The sequence below is a fragment of the Sphingobium sp. LB126 genome (genome assembly GCF_002795205.1).
Taxonomy (GTDB): Bacteria; Pseudomonadota; Alphaproteobacteria; order Sphingomonadales; family Sphingomonadaceae; genus Sphingobium; species Sphingobium chungbukense.
Genome location: NZ_NETV01000001.1, coordinates 2,626,357 through 2,649,062, shown reverse-complemented (window position 1 = coordinate 2,649,062; position 22,706 = coordinate 2,626,357). Strand labels below are relative to the sequence as shown.

The 22,706-nt window shown below is 61.4% G+C and carries 18 protein-coding genes, 1 pseudogene and 1 riboswitch; of the genes and pseudogenes, 7 read left to right on the top strand and 12 right to left on the bottom strand.

What is annotated here, in order from left to right; all coding sequences use genetic code 11:
* Positions 1-27: 27 nt before the first annotated feature.
* A protein-coding gene (locus tag CAF53_RS12960; RefSeq protein ID WP_100238264.1) for an IS3 family transposase occupies positions 28-1,199 on the bottom strand; the annotation gives its coding sequence in 2 pieces (ribosomal slippage) (positions 28-935 and positions 935-1,199; 1,173 coding nt in all).
* Between the two features lie 77 nt (positions 1,200-1,276).
* On the opposite strand from CAF53_RS12960, the gene CAF53_RS12955 reads away from it, so the two are divergent.
* Positions 1,277-2,452 (top strand): pyridoxal phosphate-dependent aminotransferase, encoded by a 1,176-nt coding sequence (locus tag CAF53_RS12955; protein WP_100238263.1) that lies wholly within the window; start codon positions 1,277-1,279, stop codon positions 2,450-2,452.
* A gap of 364 nt (positions 2,453-2,816) precedes the next feature.
* On the top strand, positions 2,817-4,475 hold the full coding sequence (locus CAF53_RS12950) for a long-chain-fatty-acid--CoA ligase (RefSeq protein WP_100238262.1): 1,659 nt from the start codon (positions 2,817-2,819) through the stop codon (positions 4,473-4,475).
* Between the two features lie 349 nt (positions 4,476-4,824).
* Here CAF53_RS12950 and CAF53_RS12945 read toward each other — a convergent pair whose 3' ends face one another.
* From CAF53_RS12945 to CAF53_RS12910, 8 genes and pseudogenes are all read right to left on the bottom strand, one after another.
* Positions 4,825-5,694 (bottom strand): OmpA family protein, encoded by an 870-nt coding sequence (locus CAF53_RS12945; protein WP_046764571.1) that lies wholly within the window; start codon positions 5,692-5,694, stop codon positions 4,825-4,827.
* A 652-nt stretch (positions 5,695-6,346) separates the two neighbouring features.
* Positions 6,347-6,742, bottom strand: coding sequence for a ketosteroid isomerase-related protein (locus CAF53_RS12940; RefSeq protein ID WP_100238261.1), 396 nt, complete (start codon positions 6,740-6,742; stop codon positions 6,347-6,349).
* A gap of 9 nt (positions 6,743-6,751) precedes the next feature.
* Positions 6,752-6,889 (bottom strand): annotated as a pseudogene (locus CAF53_RS29230) (ferredoxin); the annotation flags it as partial.
* A 69-nt stretch (positions 6,890-6,958) separates the two neighbouring features.
* Positions 6,959-7,813, bottom strand: coding sequence for an S-formylglutathione hydrolase (gene fghA, locus CAF53_RS12930; protein WP_100238260.1), 855 nt, complete (start codon positions 7,811-7,813; stop codon positions 6,959-6,961).
* An 8-nt stretch (positions 7,814-7,821) separates the two neighbouring features.
* Positions 7,822-8,217 (bottom strand): VOC family protein, encoded by a 396-nt coding sequence (locus CAF53_RS12925; protein WP_100238259.1) that lies wholly within the window; start codon positions 8,215-8,217, stop codon positions 7,822-7,824.
* 92 nt (positions 8,218-8,309) lie between these two features.
* On the bottom strand, positions 8,310-9,419 hold the full coding sequence (locus CAF53_RS12920) for an S-(hydroxymethyl)glutathione dehydrogenase/class III alcohol dehydrogenase (protein ID WP_100238807.1): 1,110 nt from the start codon (positions 9,417-9,419) through the stop codon (positions 8,310-8,312).
* A 204-nt stretch (positions 9,420-9,623) separates the two neighbouring features.
* On the bottom strand, positions 9,624-9,857 hold the full coding sequence (locus CAF53_RS12915) for a hypothetical protein (protein ID WP_157801261.1): 234 nt from the start codon (positions 9,855-9,857) through the stop codon (positions 9,624-9,626).
* 317 nt (positions 9,858-10,174) lie between these two features.
* Complete coding sequence (locus tag CAF53_RS12910) at positions 10,175-11,275, bottom strand: hypothetical protein (protein WP_157801260.1); 1,101 nt, start codon at positions 11,273-11,275, stop codon at positions 10,175-10,177.
* A gap of 103 nt (positions 11,276-11,378) precedes the next feature.
* On the opposite strand from CAF53_RS12910, the gene CAF53_RS12905 reads away from it, so the two are divergent.
* The 4 genes from CAF53_RS12905 (at position 11,379) to CAF53_RS12890 (ending at position 19,563) form a co-directional block, all read left to right on the top strand.
* The gene (locus CAF53_RS12905; RefSeq protein ID WP_157801259.1) at positions 11,379-12,962 is read left to right on the top strand and encodes a hypothetical protein; all 1,584 of its coding nucleotides are present in this window, start codon (positions 11,379-11,381) and stop codon (positions 12,960-12,962) included.
* A 351-nt stretch (positions 12,963-13,313) separates the two neighbouring features.
* A complete protein-coding gene (locus tag CAF53_RS12900) occupies positions 13,314-16,139 on the top strand; it encodes a TonB-dependent receptor (protein ID WP_100238255.1) in 2,826 nt (941 codons plus the stop codon).
* A 142-nt stretch (positions 16,140-16,281) separates the two neighbouring features.
* Positions 16,282-18,177 carry a molecular chaperone HtpG gene (gene htpG, locus CAF53_RS12895; protein WP_100238254.1) on the top strand — a complete coding sequence of 632 codons (1,896 nt, stop codon included), beginning with the start codon at positions 16,282-16,284 and terminating at the stop codon, positions 18,175-18,177.
* A 144-nt stretch (positions 18,178-18,321) separates the two neighbouring features.
* A complete protein-coding gene (locus CAF53_RS12890; RefSeq protein ID WP_100238253.1) occupies positions 18,322-19,563 on the top strand; it encodes an FAD-dependent oxidoreductase in 1,242 nt (413 codons plus the stop codon).
* A 12-nt stretch (positions 19,564-19,575) separates the two neighbouring features.
* Here the strand turns inward: CAF53_RS12890 and CAF53_RS12885 are convergent, their stop codons facing one another.
* On the bottom strand, positions 19,576-20,076 hold the full coding sequence (locus CAF53_RS12885; protein WP_100238252.1) for a 2'-5' RNA ligase family protein: 501 nt from the start codon (positions 20,074-20,076) through the stop codon (positions 19,576-19,578).
* A 110-nt stretch (positions 20,077-20,186) separates the two neighbouring features.
* Between CAF53_RS12885 and CAF53_RS12880 the strand changes: the two genes are divergently transcribed.
* Positions 20,187-20,606, top strand: coding sequence for a sugar transporter (locus CAF53_RS12880; protein WP_100238806.1), 420 nt, complete (start codon positions 20,187-20,189; stop codon positions 20,604-20,606).
* Here CAF53_RS12880 and metA read toward each other — a convergent pair.
* Entirely contained in the window at positions 20,603-21,526 is a 924-nt protein-coding gene (metA, locus tag CAF53_RS12875; RefSeq protein WP_046763337.1) for a homoserine O-succinyltransferase, read from the bottom strand. The genes CAF53_RS12880 and metA overlap by 4 nt on opposite strands.
* A 42-nt stretch (positions 21,527-21,568) precedes the next feature.
* A riboswitch (SAM-I-IV-variant riboswitch) is annotated at positions 21,569-21,675 on the bottom strand.
* A 59-nt stretch (positions 21,676-21,734) separates the two neighbouring features.
* A complete protein-coding gene (gene mltG / locus CAF53_RS12870) occupies positions 21,735-22,706 on the bottom strand; it encodes an endolytic transglycosylase MltG (protein WP_046763338.1) in 972 nt (323 codons plus the stop codon).

Below are 22,706 nucleotides of genomic sequence, written 5' to 3'. Positions count from 1 at the left end.
CCCCCACCGAGTGGACCGATAGGTTTGTTAGTGGATTAAGCCCATCGCCGCCATATCCGGACGGAGGTGGAGCGTAGCGGAACCGGAGGCCGGATATGGCGGTGTCGCCGTTTCCGGTGCCGGTGGCCGGTATCCCAGACTGCTATGTGGGCGGACGGTGTTGTAATGCCGCCGCCATGCTTCGATCAGCACCTTGGCTTCGGCGAGGCTGTAGAAGATCTCGCCGTTGAGCAGTTCGTCGCGAAGCGACCCGTTGAAGCTTTCGTTATAGCCATTCTCCCATGGTGATCCCGGCGTGATGTAGAGCGTCTTCACACCGATCTGCCCCAGCCATTGCTGGACGGCGGTCGCGATAAATTCGCTGCCATTATCGGACCGTATATGTGCCGGAGGGCCGCGCGAGATGAACAGGTCGGCTAGGGCCGCCAGAACATCCTCATGCTTGAGCTGACGCGCCACGACGAGCGCCAGGCACTCCCGGCTGGCCTCATCGATGATGGTCAGGATGCGGAACTTGCGGCCATCATGCGTGCGCCCTTCGACGAAGTCGTAGGCCCATACATGTCCCGGATATTCCGGCCGCAGGCGGATGCAGGATCCGTCATTGAGCCATAGACGCCCGCGCTTTGGCTGGCGCTGGGGAACCTTCAGCCCCTCACGCCGCCAGATCCGTTCGACCCGCTTATGGTTCACCGTCCAACCCGCATGGCACAGCAACGCCGTCACCCGGCGGTAGCCGTATCGACCATATTGCTTTGCCAGTGCGATGATGTCCTCCGTCAGCGCCTGCTCGTCATCCGCCCCGCGCGGCACCTTGCGCTGCGTCGATCGATGCTGACCCAGCACCCGGCATATCCGTCGCTCGGATACCGGAAACTCTCGTCGCACATGATCAATGCAGCGTCGCCGCCGCGCGGGGCTTAGAAGTTTCCCTTTGCCGCCTCCTGCAGGATCAGCTTGTCCAGGGTCAGGTCGGAAATCGCACGGCGAAGCCGCTGGTTCTCCTTCTCCAGATCCTTCATCCGCCGCGCCTGGTCGGTCTTCAGCCCGCCATATTCCTTGCGCCAGCGATAGTAGGTTTGCTCACTGACCGCGATCCGCCGGCACGCCTCTGCGGTCGATGCCCCCTGCGCCAGCACGATCTCAACTTCACGTAGCTTGCCGATAATCTCTTCCGGCTTGTGCTTCTTGCTCGGCATTCAATGTCCCTTTCGTGGTCCAGACTATCATAGTCTCTGGGCCACTCAGCAGGGGGCAGATCAAAAGGAGAATTGAAATGCAGATTGCAGACACCAGCATCTTCGCAAATCCGGAAGTATGCGAGGACCTGATTGAGCGCGGCTGGTCGCGCCGCGACGTCGGCCGCATCGCAGCCTTTCTGGGCGGAGCGGCGATGCTGGCACAGCACGAGGCGGCCTTCGCCCAGCAGGCGGCAAAGGCGGTGGTCGGCGCGGTACGGATCGGCGCAAACGAATGCTGGACGGGCCCGCTCCCCGCGGGAGCCGAGGCGGCGCGCGCGATCGTGGACCAAGGCAACCGTTACGAACCTGATAACGATCATGCCAAGCTCTACGCCGCGGTCGCTGCGGTCGAGGGCGTGCCCGTCGAGCGCATAACCGCTTGGCCGGGATCGAGCGATCCGCTCAACCGTACCACGGTCGCTTTCGCTTCCCCAAAGCGTGGCATCGTCACCGGCAACCCGACCTACGAGACGATCTGGCGCACCGGCGCCTGGCTCGGCGCCAAGGTCACGCGGGTGCCGCTCACCGCGGACTACAGGCACGACGTCAAGGCCATGCTCGCCGCCGATCCCGATGCAGGACTCTATTATATCTGCTCGCCCAACAACCCCACCGGCACAATCACTCCAGTGGAGGACATCAAATGGCTGGCAGAGAACAAACCCAAGGACGCGATCCTCCTGATCGACGAGGCCTATATCCACTTCGCCACCACGCCATCAGCGATCTCGCTCGCAGCGACGCGCGACGACGTGATCGTACTGCGTACCTTCTCCAAGCTGTTCGGCATGGCGGGGATGCGCCTGGGCCTGACAATCGGTGCGCCGGAACTGCTCGCCAGGATGACGCGCTACGATGGAAAGCAGGTCACCGAAAACCTGCCGATGACTGCGGTCGCCTGCGGCATCGCCTCGCTCACCCTGGCCGATCAGATCAAGGCCCGTCGTGCGCAGATGATCGCGGTGCGCGAGGAAACGCTGACGCATATCGCCAAGCGCGGGTTGAAGATCGTCCCCGGCAGCCAGGCCAACATGTTCATGGTCGAATGGAAGGACAAGTCGCCCAAGGAGATGATGGAGGCCTTCCTTGCCCGGAACGTGCAGATCGGCCGTTCATGGGAGGTCTATCCCACGATGTCGCGCATCAGCGTCGGTTCGGCTGAAGACATGCAGAAGTTCCGCCTTGCGCTCGACAAGATTTTGATGGCCTGATTTCTCCCGTGCGGGCGAGCTTCGAAGATCCGACCGGCTGGGCGGGCAGCAACCCGTCGCGAAGGCCTGCCCTATCTGCGCCGGTATTTCATCTACCACCTCTTCCGCCCCGCCGGGATCGTGCAGGGCAGCGAGGAACGCCTTACCAACGGCAACGCGTGAAGCGAGCAAGCGCCCGGGCCGGTCGAGCGGGTCAGCCCACTGCGCGACTGCTTGGGAACAGGCGCCTCGTCGCTGTCCCCAATAGACCGGAAATAGGAGAGCAATCGCATGAACCTGTTCCATGCGCCGCCTCTGTTCGCCCCTTGCGCAGCCGAAGGCCGCACACTCGATCGCTAATCACCCATTCAGAAAAGGAGAGATCATGCCCCTGCGTTTTGTGGAGCCGGCCGCTGAAGCCCATCCCTTCCCGCTCACGATCAGACACCTTCTCGACGGTGTGCTGACCAAGGCAGGCGATCAGCGCCTCATCTACCGCAATCAGGCGAGTTATAGCTATCGCGAGCTGATTGGCCGCATCGGCCGCCTGGCTTCGCTGCTCGAAGCCCTCGGCACCGAACAGGGCATGACCGTGGCAATGATGGACTGGGACAGCCATCGCTATCTGGAAAGCTACTTTGCCGTTCCGATGATGGGCGCGGTGCTGCAGACGGTGAACGTCCGACTGCCCTCCTCGCAGATCGCCTACACACTTCAGCATGCGAAGGCAGAGATTATTCTCGTCCACCGCGACTTTTTTCCGATCATTGAGGCGATCCGCCACACGCTGCCAGAAGTGAAGACCGTGATCGCGATCATGGATGGCGCAGATGAAGCGCTGCCGACCTGGGCAGCGGGGGAATATGAGACACTGTCGGCAGTCGCGTCGCCGGACTATTCGTTCGTGGATTTCGACGAAAATGCGGTCGCGACGACTTTCTATACGACTGGCACGACTGGCAATCCGAAGGGCGTCTGCTTCACCCACCGCCAGTTGGTTCTCCACACCCTGGCGTCCTGTGGACCGTTCGGCGCGTCCTCCGCTTCGCCGAGCCTGGGGATCGACGATGTCTACATGCCATTGACGCCCATGTTTCACGTCCATGCTTGGGGGTTGCCATATATCGCGACGATGCTGGGTGTGAAACAGGTCTATCCCGGCAGGTATGAGCCCGCGATGATCTGCGACCTGCGTAGTCGGCACGGCGTAACTTATTCGCATTGCGTGCCAACCGTTCTGGAAATGGTTTTGAAGGCGGCCGACCAGAGTGGTGCAGACCTGACCGGATGGAAGATGACGATCGGCGGCTCGGCGCTCGCCAAGGCGCTGTGTGCTGAAGGGCGCCAGCGGGGAATGTTGATCGGCGCCGGCTACGGCATGTCCGAAACCTGCCCGGTCATAGTAAAGGCCGCGGGCCGGACTCCTGAGGACGTTGCAACCGAGGAAGCGATGCTCTCGACCTTCACGGTCGCGGGGATTACCGTGCCCCTTGTCGACGTGCGCATCGTGGACGATGCGATGAACGCGTTGCCGCATGACGGCGTGACGTGGGGCGAACTGGTCGTTCGGACCCCGTGGTTGACAAGCTGCTATGTGGGCGACGCCAAGGCATCCGCGGAACTCTGGCGCGGCGGCTGGATGCATACGCAGGATATCGCGACGATCGATCCGCAAGGCCGAGTGCAAATCCGCGACCGGCTCAAGGATGTGGTTAAGACCGGTGGCGAATGGGTCGACTCGATCCAGCTTGAGGAGCTTGTTTCGACCTCCGAAGGCGTTGCGGAAGCCACCGTGATTGCCGTGCCCGACGCCAAATGGGGCGAACGGCCGCTTGCGGTGGTGGTGCCGCTCCCCGGTATGACGCCCACGCTGGTCAGCATCAATGTGCCCGTCGAGAAAGCGATCGCCGATGGCGCAATCACCCGGTTTGCCCGGCTTGACAGGTTCGTAATCCTCGATGCCCTACATCGCACCAGCGTCGGAAAGATTGACAAGAAGGTACTGCGCGCCCGCTTCAACGAGGAAGCCGGGGTCTCAACCTGACCGACTGCCTGCATCGTGTCACGACCAGACATACTGCCGTCATGCGCGTCGACGCCACAAACAGGAATGATGTGGAATGGGAGCCCTGCCTGCTGCACAGTTTGCCCCGATCGGCTCGAACCGGATCGCTTATTACGAGGCCGGGATCAGGACGGACAGGCCTTTCCTCATTCTGCGCCGTGGGTTTCCCGAAACCGCTTATTCCTAGCGCCATCGGATTCAGGCGGATTTCGACCGCGAACGAAAGGCAGAAGTTGCGCGACATCAAGAAGTTCGCGATCGCCGCCAGCAAGACGAAGCCCGGATCATGATGGAATGAGGGGTGGGCAAGAGCCCACCCCCAGGCGCCTCACAGGCCGTCAAGGCCTTTGCTGACCAGAATATTCACCGCGACGCGGCGGTTCTGCGCCTTGCCCTCGGCGGTGTCATTGCTTGCCAGAGGGTCCGCTTCGGCCATTCCGGTCGGGGTAAGCATGCGATAGGGTTTCCAGCCGCAAGCCTGCTGAAGGTAATTGACGACGCGACCGGCCCGCTTTTCGCTAAGTTCCTGATTGAACTCTTCATTTCCGGTGGAATCGGTGTAGCCCACGACAAGAAGCAGCGCGTTGCTCATTCCTTCAGCGGTGGTCGCCGCGGCGCAAAGGTCGTTTTTGGCCTGAGCGGACAGCACTGCCTTGCCCGTATCGAAATTCACGTTGGTCGTGCTCTTGACATTATACTGGTCGATCTCGCCCATGCGGCCACGTAGAGCTTCCGTCGCCGCTGTCTGCTCGGCAAATCCCTGCTCGGTGCCGTTGTGGATCATGGACGCGGTCTTGAGATCCTTGTTCTGCAGATTGACCTGACTCGCGACCAGGCCATCCCCCGCTTGCAATGTCTTGACCGTGACCGGCAGGCCGTTGAGCAGCGACGTCGCCGCGAGCTTGCTGCGGTTAAGGCCTAAAAAGCCCTTGCTGGCGCTGATCTTGGTGGCGTCGTTGATGACGACGACGGATTTGGTGCCGTCGGCGGCCGTGATCTGCATCTTGTCGCCGCTGCGCGCGGAAATGATACCCTTGATCTCCGGCCCGACGGTCTTTTCAGCCGGCGGCAAATAGGCCGTGGCCGAAACGTCGGCCGCGGGCGGATCTTGCGTTTGCGCGGCCAGGCTGCCCGACGACACCCCGGACAGCAGGGCAAGCAACAAGAGGCATTTTGAACCCCTGGAAATGACACTCATCACGCTACTCCTTCAAAATTCGGCCAGTCGGGCCCGCAGAACGCAGCTTCTCGTCCGACCGCTGCACGTGACGGCGTATTCAGCTGTCAGAACCCTCTCCATTTACCCTCGTGAAACACACGCCATGACGCCACGAACGGGCGCCATGAATGTCCTGCTGTTCAACTCAACCTTTCTGATACATGAACGGGCCGGATCACCCCAATGGTTGGCTGGATAATTGGAGTTTATATTACGATGAGTTGAGGCTGATCGTACCGGACCAAGAGATCAGCCATAGCCGTCATAATCCAATATTTGGTGGATATTGCCTATTTTACAATTATTTGCCTGGGACGATGCAGGTTCATTTCACGGAACCCTATTTCGCAATTCAACTTTTGTCCTCGCAAGGCATTGATTTGACGCATGGTTCGTACATGCTTCACGGAAGCATCGCAGCGATGAAATGACCGGCGCTCTTCATGCGGCAGCCGATTCTGAGCCGGATCGACAGCGGCCTCCTGGCGGCGAAATGCACTCTTACCGGACAGGTCAGTCCCCGCCCCCGCCACGCGTGACGGACGACATCGGTTCTGGCGGGCTTCCAAGGCACACAGGCCATCCGCTGCCTCCGAACCGAGGGCCGACGGCCAAAAAGCAAAAAGCCGGATCAGCCGATCTGCGCCAACCAGTCGGCAAGATTATAATGATTGCTGACGCGAGCGATCTTTCCTTCGCGGAAGGCGAAAAAGGCGCCGACGCGCAGCCGGTATTTTTGCCCCGTCGCAGGCGGTAGATCACCATCGCGCCGCAAATAAGTGCCATTCAGCATGAATTCCGCAGCGCCATGGGCACCATCGGCCGAGGTCAGGAATACCGGCGCGATCACCTCTTCGCTGTAGCAGTGATTCATGTGATCGAGGAACTGGGCAAAAGCCACCTTCCCCTCGCGCACGGCGCCCTGCGAGGGCTCATGGACGACATCGTCGGTCAGAAGGTCAAGCATCCCGGCGCTGTCGCCACGGTTGAAGGCCGCATAATAAAGACCCAACAATTCAACGCTCATCGATATTCCTCAATCTTCGGGTGCGACCGTGACCCTCAGGCCATGGAGCTTGCCGGTCAGGACAATCTGGCAGGACAAGCGCGATCGTTCATTGTGATGATCACGGCTGTCGAGCAGATCCTTTTCATCCTCACCGAGGTCCGGCAGGCCCCCCGCCCCACTCCGCTTCTATGGATCGTTCCGTTCCTTCCCGACCCGTAACGCTTTTCTGAACCATCAATCGGATTTTCCCGCCAGCCGTTCCGCATGCCAGCGCAGATGATCGGCCATGAAGGTGGAGATGAAATAATAGCTGTGATCATAACCCGGCTGGAAACGCAGCGTCAGGGGTATGGATGCCGCCGCGCATGCCTCCTCCAGCAGTTGGGGTTTCAACTGTTCGGCCAGAAACGAATCGTCCTTGCCCTGGTCGACGAGCAGATCGGAAACCCGCGCACCATCCTCGATCAGCGCGACTGCATCATGCTTGCGCCACGCGCTTTCGGCATTGCCGAGATAAGCGGGCAACGCCTTCCGTCCCCACGGCACCTGAGATGGCGCGACGATCGGCGCGAAGGCGGACACCGCCTTGAACCGATCGGGAAAGGTCAGGCCGATGGTCAGCGCGCCATGACCGCCCATACTGTGTCCCATGATCGACTGACGATCCATGTCCGCCGGAAATTGCTCCGCAACGATTGCCGGCAATTCCTGCGTGATATAGGTCCACATGCGATAATGGGCCGCAAAAGGCTCCTGTGTCGCATCGACGTAGAAGCCGGCGCCCAGGCCGAAATCATAGGCGCCTTCCGGGTCGTCCGCGACGCCCTCGCCCCGCGGGGACGTGTCGGGCGCGACGAATATCAGCCCCAGTTCCGCGCACAACCGACGGAACTCGCCTTTCTCGGTCACATTGGCATGCGTGCAGGTGAGTCCCGAAAGATACCAGACCACCGGCAGCTTCACACCCGCAGCATGTTCCGGCACATAGACGGAGAAGACCATGTCCGTGCCGGTCGCAGCAGATGCGTGTCTATACACGCCCTGCACGCCCCCGAAGCTGCGGCTCGTCGAGACGGTTTCGAGAGCCATGACGTTCCTTACGCCTCGATGAAAGTGTAAGCGCAGATCTTGTTGCCGGCAGGATCGCGCAGATAGGCCGCATAGGCTCCCGGCAGATGGCCGCGCGGACCCGCCGCACCTTCATCGGTCCCGCCCGCCGCCACGCCCGCCGCGTGGAAGGCGTCGACTTCGGCCGTGGTTGCGGCGGCAAAGCCGATCGTCACGCCATTGCTCGACGGCGCCTCGCCATTGCCGGGACGCGCGACGATGAACGCCGGCTTGTCCTCGCCGTAGAGAATCCAGTCGCCAAACGGCCCGAGATTCTTGACGCCCAGGGTGCCCAGAGCCGCATCGTAGAAGGCGACCGATGTAGGTATGTCGCTGGCGCCGATCATCATGTGGGAAAACACGCCATCACCGGAAATTACGGCCATGAGATTACTCCTTCTTGTGTATCGGAGGGATTTCCGGCCAGGCGCGGTCGCCCGGAGAAAGGAAATCGCAGTAGAACGGGTCCCGAAACGGATCAGTAGACGACGACGGAACGGATGCTCTCGCCGGCATGCATCAGGTCGAACCCCTTGTTGATCTCTTCCAGCGTCAGGACATGCGTGATCATCGGGTCGATCTGAATCTTGCCGCTCATGTACCAGTCGACGATCTTGGGCACATCGGTCCGGCCTTTCGCGCCGCCAAAGGCGGTGCCCCGCCAGTTGCGGCCGGTGACGAGCTGGAACGGGCGGGTGGAAATTTCCTTGCCCGCCTCCGCGACGCCGATGATGATGCTCGTGCCCCAACCGCGGTGACAGGCTTCCAGCGCCTGGCGCATCACGGTCGTATTGCCGGTGCAGTCGAACGTGTAGTCGGCGCCCCCGTCGGTCAACGCCACCAGATAAGCGACGATGTCGCCGTCGACATCCTTCGGGTTGACGAAATGGGTCATACCGAACTTGCGGCCCCATTCCTCCCGGTCGGGATTGATGTCGACGCCGACGATCATGTTCGCGCCAGCCATCTTCGCGCCCTGGAGCACGTTCAGACCGATGCCGCCTAGGCCGAAGATGATCACATTGTCGCCAGGGGCCACCTTGGCGGTGTTGACCACCGCGCCGACTCCGGTGGTCACACCACAGCCCACATAGCAACTGGTCTGGAACGGCGCATCCTCGCGGATCTTGGCGACGGCGATTTCGGGCAACACGGTGAAGTTGGAAAAGGTCGAGCATCCCATATAGTGATAGATGCTCTGCCCCTTGTAGCTGAAGCGGCTCGTGCCGTCGGGCATCACGCCCTTGCCTTGGGTCGCGCGGATGGCGGTGCACAAGTTGGTCTTGCCGCTCAGGCATGACTTACATTGACGGCATTCCGGCGTGTAGAGCGGTATGACATGGTCGCCCGGCTTCACGCTGGTGACGCCTGCGCCGATTTCCCGCACGATGCCCGCGCCCTCATGGCCGAGGATGGAGGGAAAGATACCCTCGCTGTCCAGCCCGTCGAGCGTGTAGGCGTCGGTATGGCAGATGCCCGTCGCCATGATCTCCACCAGCACTTCGCCCGCCTTGGGACCTTCCAGGTCCAGTTCGACGATCTCCAGCGGTTTCTTCGCTTCAAAGGCAACAGCGGCGCGGGTCTTCATGCGATGCTCCATCAATTCTTATGGAGCAGCGTTTAAAGGCCACAATATCGGATGTTAATAAGCCATTTTCGCAAATCACTATCCCAAATATGGAACAATATCCGCCGCACGCAAAACTTCGAAAAAAATGCATGGCGACGACCGCGCCAAAAAAGGGTCGCCATAACGATGGCGACCCTTCCTCCGTGACATTCGGCGTCTGGTTTAACGCTGCTGCTGACCCTGATCTTCACGCCGTTCCTGCTGGCCACCGCCCTGCTGGCGATTCTGATCGTCCTGCTGGTTCTGCTGACCGGGATTGCGTTCATCCCTATCATAATCGCTCCGGCCGCCCTGCTGGGAACGGTCGTTATCCTGCTGGTTCTGCTGACCCGGGTTCTGATTCTGCTGACCGCCTTGCTGGCCACCCATCTGGTTGCCTTGATTCTGCTCTGCCATTTTCACATCCTCTTATATCGTGCCGATCGGCACAGAGGATGAAGCGGCGGAGGGCTCCAAACGTTCCACGAAATCTTGCTGATCGAGATCAACCACCGCTTATCATTGTCCGGCGCTGAATGAGCATTCTCGCAAGGGTTGGCTTTGCAAGGGCTTGCCAATGCCAAGGCATATGCCTTGAGGTATATGGCCATGCCTCCGGCCCGCAAATATCATGCGCCATGGGCTTCACGGCACTCAAGTTGGCGTTGTTGGGCGCGCTCCTCGTCGCATTGCTGATCGCCATTTTGTGATCGGCAAGCCACCGGGCATCCCGCTTATTTCCGGCCATAACGTTCGATCGAGATCGCCTGCGCGGTGGACAATATCCGATCGGCCATCGCCGGGGCCGCGAGCGCCGGCCGGTCTTTCAGGGCCGACCGGATTTTCGCCTGCGCCGTGCCATCGGAAGTCACATAGACGATATAGGCGTCATAGATCTTGCGCCGTTCCGGCGACAGCCCGCTCGACAAGCGCGACAGTTCCGATATCGGGATCAACGAGGAACTGTAAGCGGCGCGCAGCGTCTGCTTGTCGCGCGGTGAAATGTCGGACGCGAGCGGCGCGAAACAGGGGGAGTTCGTGCCGGCCTTGAAGACGCGGGCGGGTAGCGCATACATCATGATGGAGGTGCGGTCGAAGCCGGTCGAACCGATCCCCTGCATGTCCCGCGCATCGAAGGTGCGGATCTGCTCGCGGATCGCATCCAAATCGCTGATGCCGAACTCGTCGGTGTAATATTGCACAAGGGTCGGTTCCTTGATCTCGTCCCAGCATTTGCCGTCCGCATTTTTGAGTTCATGAAGCAGCCCAAGCGCATGGCCGAACTCGTGGAGGACGAGGAAACGGAATTTCGCCGGATCATCCTTCGCCGCGGCAAGGCCTGAAAGCACCATGCTGGGATAGGCCCGGCTGCTTCCCCGACCGATCCGGGAGGTCCCGCCCTTTGCCGGCATGCCGGGAAGGGAAAAGGCCACACTGATATCGCCTGGCACGCCGGGGGCCCCGCAGCGACGGGGACTCGCCTTGTCACCGAAATCGAGCGTGACCGGCGCGCCGGCATCATTCCATTCGGAGGCAATTCCGGCGACCCTGCCCATCATCGCCGTGTCGACCGAATCGAAACACACCGAAATGGTATTTTTCGTCCAGACATAAGGCCTGGAGAACAGACCGTAGAGGGATGCCCGCATCTTGTCGGCGGACGCTGGACCGTTGCTTTGCTCGATCGTGCCAAGGTCTTGCGCCAAGGCGATTTCCAGACTTTCGATTTCGGTCGACTTGAGCGGTATTTCGATGAATGCGAAATCATCATCACCCGGTGTAGCTTGCGCTGCAAGTGATGAAGGCGTGACCATCACCACACCAAATAGAACCAAAATGAATATATCGATCCTGATCATGAAGCATGGTTCACTTTTCCCAATAGTATTGTCAAGAAAATGAAGTTATGCGGATCAAATCATAATGGGGGTGGACGACATGAAGAAGATCGCGATCATTGTCGCTGGCGTTGCCGTGACGGGTTGCTCCACTACGCTCCACACCGTTCCCGTATCGACCGCCGTCGACCGGATCGACGGCGCACCTTATGCCCTGCCGCGCCTCGAAATGACGCTCACGACGACGCGCAGGCTCATCGACTGCAAATCCGTCTCGCAAGGCGGCGTCACGACCCTCAATCCCAAATTCGCGTTCGAACTCAAGATCAAGGATGATTATCCGGCCGCCGAATGGTTCACGATGGACTATAGCAGCCTTGCCGGACCGACCCGGACGAGCAGCTTTTCCTACGAACTCTACGACAGCAAGGTCATCAAGTCGGTCAATGTGGAGGTCGATGACAAATCGGTCGAAATCGCCGGCCAGGTCGTCAAGGCGGGATTTGGCATAGCACGGCTGGCGACCGGACTCGATCTCGCCGGCGCCGCATTCGGCCGGGTCGCGACCTGCCCCACGTCCCTCATCGATCAACGCAATGCGGCATTGAAGCAGAAGAAAACGGATTCGGGAAATCTGGAGAAGATGCGCGCGCGGATAGCAGTCCTCAATCTTCGCGGTGCTGCGGGTCCTCTTGGCAAGAAGGACAAGAAGGACCTCCAGGACCTTATCGAAGCCGCCGACAAGCTTGTCAAAGACATGGAAGCACAGGACAAGAACCTTGCCGAGACGGACAAGATCCTGGCTCTGGCCGAAACGACGACTTGGCGCCCCGATCCCGCAACGGTGATCAATGGCGAGATATTATGGACACAGTCATTCGCGGTCGTGCCGCCGGCAGGCTCAGGCGCGCTCGGCGCAGCGCGCAGCGCTTGGCTGGAGGGATTGTTCGGCGTCCCGGCCAGCGACATTGCAAGCGACCTTGGCTTCAAAGCCGATCTTGAAAAGGCGCTGGCGCTGACCGCCCATCTTCAGATCGACGGCGGCACGGTCGATCCGGCGAACACGCGCAAACGGCTTGGCATCACCACGGGCGCGCCCACCCCGAAAAGCGCCAAGGCGATCGCGGGCGTCGTCGCCCGCCTTCCGATGAAGGCCAATGCCCGCTTCTGCGCAGGCACGGAACCCGGCTGCGGACACGGCGCCGCCCCTGTCCTGGCCGAGAGCGTCGTGAGCGTGCCGCAGCTGGCGCCCTATGTGGTGCTGCGTTTCCATAATGGCCTTGGCGAGAATAATATTCTGAAGGCCGAATTCGACCTGATGGGATCGCCGACCAAAGTGACTTTCGACAGCAAGCGCGCGGTGGCGCTGGAAGTCGCGAAGACCGTGAATAGCGGCATCGAGCAAGGGATCGGCTTCGCAAACGATCGCCGCGCCCAGAAAAAGGCCGAGACGGAGGCTGCCGCGACCAAGGCCAAGGCAGCCCTTGATGAACCCAATGCAGCTTTGAAGCGCGATCTGGAAGCCTTGCAAACCCAGCAACAGATCACGGCCATCCAGACGAAGCAGGACCCGACCAACGCGGCTGCCGCCGCCGCCCTCCAGCAACTCAAGGACGAGGTCGAGCGGCTGAAATATGAGATAGAGAAGAAAAACGCCCTGGAAACGCTAGGCCGCACAAGCTGAGCCACGGGCGGGAGAACGGATCGGTACCGCGCCGCCCGCATGCCCGCATCACATATCGGCGGCGGCGCGCGGATGCGCGCTTCTCGGCCTTGCCTGCCGTTGCATGTCCATGAAGATCATCGTTACTGGCATCGTCGGGTTCGCCGGTCGCTTCCGGAAAAATTGTCGACCCCTGGATTTTTGAAATCCACCCCAAAGCTGCATCAACCTTATTTACCGCGCACAATTTTGTTGCTGATTAGCAACATTATCGAAAAAAAGCTTCTACATTGGTGCAAGATAACACAAGTATGATTGCCAGGGTGATGTAGACGGACAACACTCCGCAAGTCTATTTTGTGGGGAGTCATCATGCGCAAAAAGAATAGTCTGAAATATGGCGTCGTCATGTCGGTCCTGATCGGGGCGACACCGGTTCTGGCCCAGACAGCTCCTCAGGAAGACGAGGGCGTTTCCATCATCGTTACGGGTTCCCGCATCCGTCAGAACCCGCTGAATCAAGACAAGCCGGTCGTGACCGTCGATCAGGAAGCGATCGGACGGACGGGCCTGTCCTCTGTCGCAGACGTTCTCCAGCGTATTCCCAGCGCCGCCGGCGGGTTGAACACCAAGGTCAATAATGCCGGCAATATCGGCGGCCCGCCCGACGGCACCGGCGTCAGCTCCGGCTCGGCGGAAGTCGATCTGCGTTATCTGGGTGCTAAGCGCACGCTGATCCTGGTTGACGGCATGCGTTATGTAAACGGTTCTGCCGCCGGTGGCATTCCCGCTTCGGTAGACCTCAACACCATTCCCGCCAACATGATCGAACGGGTAGAAGTACTCCAGTCCGGCGCATCGCCGCTTTATGGTACCGATGCCATTGCCGGCGTCGTCAACATCATCACCAAACAGTCGCAAAAGGGGCTGGACTTCTCCGCACAATTCGGAACCTACCGTCAGGGTGACGGCGACACCTGGGACATCAATGCCAGCTACGGCATACAGACTGACCGTACCTCGCTGGTCTTCGGCGCAAACTATGTGAAGCAGAGCGGCGTCAGCACCGCTGACCGCTCCATCTCGCAATGGCCGACGCCGGGTGCCACGAGTTGCGCCGCGGGCGGCTGCTCCAGCGCCACGCCCAACGGCCGGTACGATGTTCTGGGACAAAGCCTGACGCTGAGCGCGCCAGTCATCGGTCGCAATCCCACGCTGGCAGACTATCGCAACTATAGCAGCAGCACGGACTCGTTCAATTTCGCGCCCTATAATTATCTTCTGACGCCGTCCGAACGCTATGGCGCCTTCGTCAATTTCAAGGGAGAATTGAACGACAGCGTCAACCTGCGCACGCGCTTCGTCTATCAACATCGCAATTCGACGACCCAGGCGGCATTCCTGCCGCTGTTCATCGGACCGGATGCGGGCAACGGCAATCTGCTCGACACCATTTCGGTCGACGTCACCAACCCTTATAATCCCTTCGGCGTGACACTGACGCCGGGCGTCAACGGGGTAGGCGCCAATTATTCCACCATTCGGCGGCGCTTCGTGGAAGGCGGCCAGCGCACCTTCAGCCAGGATGTCGACACGCTGACCATGGCGGCGACGCTGGACGGTTCGTTCGACGTCGGGGATCATAAATGGTATTGGGACGTCAACGGCGTCTACGGCATCAACGACGCGCACCAGGTCTTCACCGGCAATCTCAACGCCGCCAGGCTGGCTCAGGCGCTGGGTCCGGTGGGGAATTGCACCGGCCCCTGCGTGCCCTTCAATATCTTCGGTGGGGCCGGGTCGATCACCCAAGCGATGCTGGACTATGTGACCTTCGACGAGAAGGACAAGAGCGAACAGCGACTTTGGGACTTCACGGCAAACCTGTCGGGCGAATTGTTCAATCTTCCGGCAGGCCCCGTCGGTGTCGCCATCGGCTATGAACATCGCGACCAGAAGGCATCCTATAGTCCCGATCCGATCATCGTCGCGGGATTGGGTGCGGACGTACCGACCAGCCCGGCGCGGGGCGGTTTCAACGTCGATGAAGTCTATGGCGAAATCCGGATACCGATCCTGGCCGACACGCCCTTCTTCCAGAAACTGGACCTGAATGGCGCTGTACGTCATTCCAACTATTCCAGCTTCGGCAGCAATACGACGATGACTGTCTCCGGCCTGTGGAAACCGACGCGCGACCTGCTGCTGCGCGGCGGCTATGCGGAGAGCTTGCGCGCACCGAGCATCGGCGAGCTTTATGCGGGTCTGTCGCGGACCGACGCCACCATCGACGATCCGTGCACCAGCGCACCGGGCGGCTCCTTCACGACCAACGCCACCGTCCGCGCCAACTGCATCGCCAATGGCGTACCTGCAAGCGGCAGCTATGCCGAACCGACAGGTGGGCAGTTGGGCGTCTTCTCGCAAGGGTCGACCGCTCTGAAGCCGGAAACGGCGAAGACCTGGACGGCGGGCGGCGTCTACAGCCCGGCCTGGGCGCGGAACAGCGGCTTTGCCAGCACGCTCAGCCTGGAAATCAACTATTACAACATCCGGCTGAAGAATGCGATCGACTCGGTTCCCGCGTCGCTGACGCTGCGCCGCTGCGCCTTCGACGCCGATCCGGTGAGCTGCGCCGCGATCACCCGCACCGCCAACGGCAATGTCGCGGGCATCAGCGGGCGGCTGCTCAACCTGAACGCGATCCGCACGGACGGGCTGGACGGCTCCTTCATCTATCGTTCGCCTGCCATTTCCGACGGGACGATCGGATTGACCGTCAATGCCGCCTATCTGATCAAATATGACGTCCTGCCGCCGTCGGACCTCAATGCCCCGCCGCAGAAATTCGCCGGCACGGAACGCGGCAGCACGGATCAGGCCTATCCCCGTTTCAAGCTGAACGCGACGCTCGACTGGTCGACCGACAGCTATGGCGCCTCCTTCACCGGGCGTTATATCAGCAAGGTCGATGAACGGGACGGCGTGCACAGCATGGGCAGCACCTTCTATGGCGACATCCAGCTTTATTTCTCGCCAAGCTGGATGGATCACCGGGCGCGGCTGACGCTTGGCGTCAACAATCTCTTCGACAAGGATCCGCCGGCCTGCTTCACGTGCGACAGCGCCAATTTCGATCCCACCACCTATGATATACCGGGACAGTTCGGATATCTGCGCCTGTCCTACAAGATGTAAGCCCCAGCGACTGAGGGTGCCGAAAAGCGCCCTCAGTCGCCTGCATGGGCATTTGATTTTCAGGCCATGCAAGGCTTGAAAGACGGCTCTGTCCCCGCCATCTGACGGTCCGGATTCACCAGGGAGAGCCTTCTATACTGCCATGACTACCTCTACCGGCACCGCACCCGAAACCCGTTCCTTCGAGGCCGACGTCGCCAGGCTGCTGCACATGATGGTGCACTCAGTCTATTCGGACAAGGACGTCTTCCTGCGCGAGCTGATCTCCAATGCGGCCGACGCCTGCGAAAAGCTGCGCTATGAACTGCTCAGCGATCCGGCGCTCGCCGGGGATGACGGACAGCCGCGCATCACCGTCACGCTCGATCCCGACGCACGCCAGCTCATCGTGGAAGATAATGGCATCGGCATGAGCGAGGTCGAACTGGCCGAAGCGCTGGGCACCATCGCACGATCGGGCACGCGGGCCTTCATGGAACGCGTCACGGCTGCCAAGGAGGGAAACAGGGAAGGAGAAGGCGCGCAACTCATCGGCCAGTTCGGCGTCGGATTCTATTCCGCCTTCATGGTCGCGGACAAGGTAGACGTCTTTTCCCGCCGTGCCGGGGCCGATACCGCCGCCCACTGGGCATCGGAGGGCCTGGGCAGCTACACCATCCAGCTTGTCGACCCGGCCGAGGGACCCGCGCGCGGCACCCGCATCATCCTCCACCTGAAGGATGACGCGAAAAGCTACACCGAACAATTCACCACCCAACGCATCATCACCGCGCAATCGGGCCATGTCCCCGTCCCCATCTTCCTCAAGGAAAAGCCGGATGCGGAGGAAAAGCAGATAGCGGACGGCGCAGCGCTCTGGACCCGGCCGAAGTCGGACATCACGGCGGAGGAATATACCGACTTCTACCGCAGCGCCGCCGGTCAGTTCGACGAACCTGCGCTGACGCTTCATTACCGTGCGGAGGGGCTGCACGAATATTCGGTGCTCGCCTTCCTGCCCTCCACGCGTCCGTTCGACCTGTTCGATCCGGATCGTGCCGGCCGCATGAAGCTCTATGTCCGCCGCGTCTTCATCACCGACGAGGCACAGATATTGCCGCGCTACCTGCGCTTCGTGCGCGGGCTGGTCGACAGCAACGACCTGCCGCTCAACGTCTCTCGCGAGATGATCCAGGAAAGCCCGGTCCTTTCCGCCATCCAGAAGGGTGTGGCCAACCGCATCCTTTCCGAACTGGACAAGCTGGCCGAGAAGGATAGCGAGGCCTATCGCAAATTCTGGGACGATTTCGGCGCGGTGCTGAAGGAAGGGCTGTACGAGGACTTCGCCCGGCGGGAAACGCTGCTCGGCCTTGCGCGCTTCAAGACCACCGCGGGTGGGGAGGATTGGCGCTCGCTCAAGGACTATGTGGAAGCGATCAAGGACAATCAGACGGCGATCTACTACGCCACCGGGACGGATCTCGACCGCCTTTCCTCCTCGCCCCAGTTGGAGGGCTTCCGCGCCCGCGGGATCGAGGTGCTGCTGCTCACCGATCAGGTCGACAGCTTCTGGGTCACGGCAGGCGTCGACTATCAGGGCAAGCCGTTCAAATCGGTGACGCAAGGCCTGGCCGACCTCAGCCTGATCCCGCTGGCCGACGGCGAAGCGCCCGCCACACAGGCATCGGCGGAGGTCGACGGCTTCATCGCCTATGTCAAGGATGTGCTGGGCGAGGAGGTCTCCGACGTCCGCGCATCGGAACGGCTGACGGAAAGCGCCGTCTGCCTGGTCGCGCCGGACAATGCGATGGATCGCCAGCTCGAAAAACTGCTGGCGGGCGCGGGCCGGCTCGACAATGCGGCCAAGCCGGTGCTGGAGATCAATCCGCGCCATGAACTGATCATCCGGCTCGGGACATTGCCGCAGGATAGCAGCCTGCGCGAGGATGCCGCGCGCCTGTTGCTGGATGAGGCCCGGATCGCGGATGGTGAGCTTCCGGCTGATCCGCGCGCCTTTTCCGCGCGTCTCGCCCGCATGATCGGTGGCGCGATCCAATAGGTGCCGCGATCCAATAGGTGCAAGGCGGCCGGGAACGGCCGGCCGCCGACCCGATAATGGCGATGTCGAACGACAATAGGCTTGCCAGTCCCGCGAAAGCGCGCCAAGCACGCGGCAATGGGAAAATGAGGGGATAGCGCGTCGATGAGCTACTATGACGTTCTGATCGTGGGTGCGGGACATGCCGGGGCACAGGCGGGCATTTCGCTGCGCCAACTCGGCTTCGAAGGCTCGATCGCGATGGTTGGCGACGAGAAGGATCCGCCCTATGAGCGTCCGCCGCTGTCCAAGGAATATTTCGCGGGCGACAAGAGCTTCGACCGCATCCTGATCCGCCCGGCCAGCTTCTGGGAAGAGCGCAAGATCGACATGCTGCTGGGCCATCGGGTGAAGTCCGTCGATCCGGTGGGCAAGTTCGTGACCGTGGGCGGCAAGGAAACGGGCGACGGGGAAATCGGCTATGGCAAGCTGATCTGGGCGACCGGCGGCTCCCCGCGAATGCTGACCTGCAACGGCGCCGACGCGCCCAACGTCCATGCCGTCCGCCGCCGCGACGATGTCGACGCGATGATGGCGAAGATCGACCAGATCAATCATGTGACCGTCATCGGCGGCGGTTATATCGGGCTGGAGGCTGCTGCCGTCCTGTCGAAGTTCGGCAAGAAGGTCGTGCTGCTCGAAGCGCTCGATCGCGTGCTGGCGCGCGTGGCGGGCGAGGAACTGTCGCGCTTCTACGAGGCGGAACATCGCGCCCATGGCGTCGACCTGCGCACCGGCGCGCGGATGGACTGTATCGAAGTCTCCGACGGGAAGGCGACCGCCGTGCTGATGCAGGATGGCGAGCGGATCGCAACCGACATGGTGATCGTCGGCATCGGCATCATTCCCGAAACCGGCCCGCTGATCGCGGCGGGTGCGGTGGGCGGCAATGGCGTCGACGTGGACGAATATTGCCGCACCAGCCTGCCCGACATCTATGCGGTGGGCGATTGCGCGGCGCATGCCAACAGCTTCGCCCGCGGCGCGCAGATCCGGCTGGAATCCGTGCAAAACGCCAATGACCAGGCGAAGACGGCCGTGGCCCACATCATGGGCAAGGAAGAACCCTATCATGCGGTGCCGTGGTTCTGGTCGAACCAATACGACCTCAAGCTCCAGACCGTGGGCCTGTCGACCGGCCACGACCAGACCATATTGCGCGGCGATCCGGCGACCCGCAGCTTTTCCGTCCTGTACATGAAGGGCGGCAAGCTGATCGCGCTCGACTGCGTCAATGCGGTCAAGGATTATGTGCAGGGCCGCGCCCATGTGATCTCCGGCGCGGTGCTGGATCAGGCGCAGCTTGCCGATCCGGCGGTGCCGCTCAAGGAAGTGGGCCTCGCCTGACCGTGGCGAAGGTCAGCTCCGAAAGCTGGCCTTCATCGCCAATTCCCAGGGTCCGCCGCGATAATGCCAGGCCGCAAGGCCCGCGATCGCGAGCGGCCGTGGGCAGAAATCTTGCCGCAATTCGGCTGCGAGCGCCCTGGCCTGGGCTGGTTCGACCTTGTTCTGTACCGTGACGTGAAAGCGCGGCCGTCCCTGATCCTGCGGCATCAGCAGGCCGGCCAGGGCTTCCGCCAGTTCCTCGCGCATCGCCATCAGTTCGGGGCTTTCCACCCGATAGGCGACGCCCCGCCCCAACAACATCACTTCGGTCAGGCTCGCAGCGGGCGGCAAACCTGCGCAGAGTTGTTTCAACCGCCGCGCCAATTCCTCCAGGGCCGAGGGCGGCAGATGATGGAACAATGTGATATGTGCCGGGACCAAGTTGCGATCAGGCGGAAAATGGGCCCGGCGCAAGCCTTCGGCCCAGCCGAAATCCGCCGCACCCATCAATGCCGTCACGATGATCGGCGCCATCCGAGTCTCAGCAGCCAAGGACCGGCTTCTCCTTTCGCAAAATCCCGCCCGGCGCTATGATCCGCACGAGCGGCGCCGACAGGCCGGCCGCCGACAACGGGGGAACTGCCATGACTGCACCGCGATCCTTCCGGGCCATCGGGATCATATTGCTGCTCTGGAACCTGATGGGCGCCATCGCCTTCATCCTGCAATATAGCGCCGACCTCGACCAATTGGCGAAGACCGATCCCTACACCGCCCGCATTTTCGCGGCCATGCCCGTCTGGGTCTGGGCAGCCTATGCGATCGCGGTGGGTGCCGGTTCATTGGGCGCTATCATGCTGCTGCTCCGCAAGGCCGCCGCGGCGCCCCTGTTCCTCATTTCCATCGTCGGCGTGATCGTGCAGTTCGGCTACAGCTTCATCCATACCGACCTGCTGGCGGTGAAGGGCTTCACGGCCGCGATCTTCCCGGCGGTGATCCTGGTCATCGCGATCTTCCAGTGGCGCTATGCCAGCACCCAGCTCGCCAAGCGCATCCTGCGTTAGGCTGCGGTCAGCGCCGGCTGTCCGACCGCGCCCAGATCGAAGGGAACGGTCTGGTAGATTTCGTTGATCCAATTGCCGAACAGCAGATGCGCATGGCTGCGCCAATGATTCAGCGGCGGCTGCGCCGGATCGTCGCCGGGGAAATAATGGGCCGGCAACTGCCCGGCCCCATCGCGGGCATATTCGTCGGCCAGCGTCAGCGTGTCATATTCCAGATGATTGAACATGTGCAGGAAGCCGCGCCCCGGATCACCGATCAGACAGAGGCCCGATTCATCGCTTTCGGCCAATATCTGCAAACCCCGCCCTTCAGGAATGTCAGCCCGCCGCACTTCGGACCAGCGTGACACGGGTACGCAGAAATCATCCGAAAAGCCCCGCATCCAGGGTGACGAAGGCACATGATTGTGATGGCGGAATACACCGAACGCCTTCCGTTCCAGCGCATGTTTCTCCACGCCATGGAAATGATGCAGCGCCGCCTGCGCCGCCCAGCAGATACTGAGGGAGCGGTGGACATGGGTCTGGGTCCAGTCGAAAATGGCCCGCAATTCATCCCAATAGCTCACCTCTTCGAAGGGCAGCGTTTCCACCGGCGCTCCTGTTATGATGAAGCCGTCGAACCGCTCGTCCCGCACATCGGTCCAGGGGCGGTAGAAGGACGCCATATGGTCGGCGGACGTGTTGCGCGACACATGGTCGCTGATTCGCACCAAGGTCAGTTCCACCTGTAGCGGCGTCGCGCCCAGCAACCGGGCGAGCTGCGTTTCCGTGCTGATCTTGTTCGGCATGAGGTTGAGCAGCGCGATCCGCAACGGGCGGATGTCCTGCCGCACGGCATCGACCTCACGCATGACGTCGACACCCTCGGCCTCCAGCGTGCGGCGGGCGGGCAGGTCGTCGGCTATCTTGATCGGCACTTCACGTCATTCCTTGTTCCGGAGCGACGCTGACGATGTGGCTTGGGTCCGCTTGGTTGCCGGATCGGCCACATCCTCCCTTCGGGAGTGCCACCTTGCCCGGATCGGCAGGTTGGCGTTGGGCGTCGCCCCAACTCTTGATGCTGACGCCCATCTAAGCGCGCCCTTCCGGTTTGGCAATCCTTGCTTTACCGAAGAAAAGGAAAACTTACAGCTCGCCGCGCGCGCGCCGGATCTCGAACCATTTGCGCACATTCTCATTATGCTCTTGCAGCGTGTCGGCAAAGATATGCCCGCCCTTGCCATCCGCGACGAAGTAGAGCGCCTTCGTCTCCGCCGGATGCAGCACCGCCAATATCGACAGCCGCCCCGGATTGGCGATCGGCCCCTTCGGCAGCCCGGTCATCGCATAGGTGTTATAGTCGTTGACCGCCGCGATCTCCGACTTCTTGATCCGCCGCCCCAACGGCTTTCCCCTGGTGATCGGATAGATGATCGTCGGGTCCGCCTGCAACATCATGCGCGCCTTCAGGCGGTTGCCATAGACCCCGGCCACGGTCGGCCGCTCCGATGGCACGGCTGTTTCCTTCTCCACGATACTGGCAAGGATGATCGCCTCTTCCGGTGTCCTGGCAACTGCGTTGGGCGCCCGCTCCGCCCACATCTTCTCCAGCGCCTTGTCCATAGCGGATTGCATGCGCTTCAACACCGCCGCCCGGCTCTCGCCCTTGTCGAAGGCATAGCTGTCGGGCATCACGCTGCCCTCTTCGGGCACCGCTATATCGCCGGTCAGCTCCTCATTTGCCTTCAGTCGTTCATAGACGAGGATCGATGGCATCCCCTCCGGTATGGTCACCAGCCGGGTCAGCGTCTTGCCGCCGCCCAATATCCTGAAGATGTCGCTGTTGCTGGCGCCCTTGGGGATCAGGAATTCGCCCGCCTTGATCGACTTGCCGCGTCCGAAGACCTTGGCGCGGGTCAGGAAAGCGTCGGCGGAGCGCACCGCGCCCTTCTGCTTGAGCAGCACGGCGGCATCGGCGAGCGTCGCGCCATCGGGCACGACGACCGTCACATCCCTGGTCGCGGGCCCCGCCTCCGTCCATCCATGAACGAAACGGAATGCCACGAAGGCCGTGACGGCCAGGCCGATCAGCAATATGGACCAGCCAAGCCGTCGCAT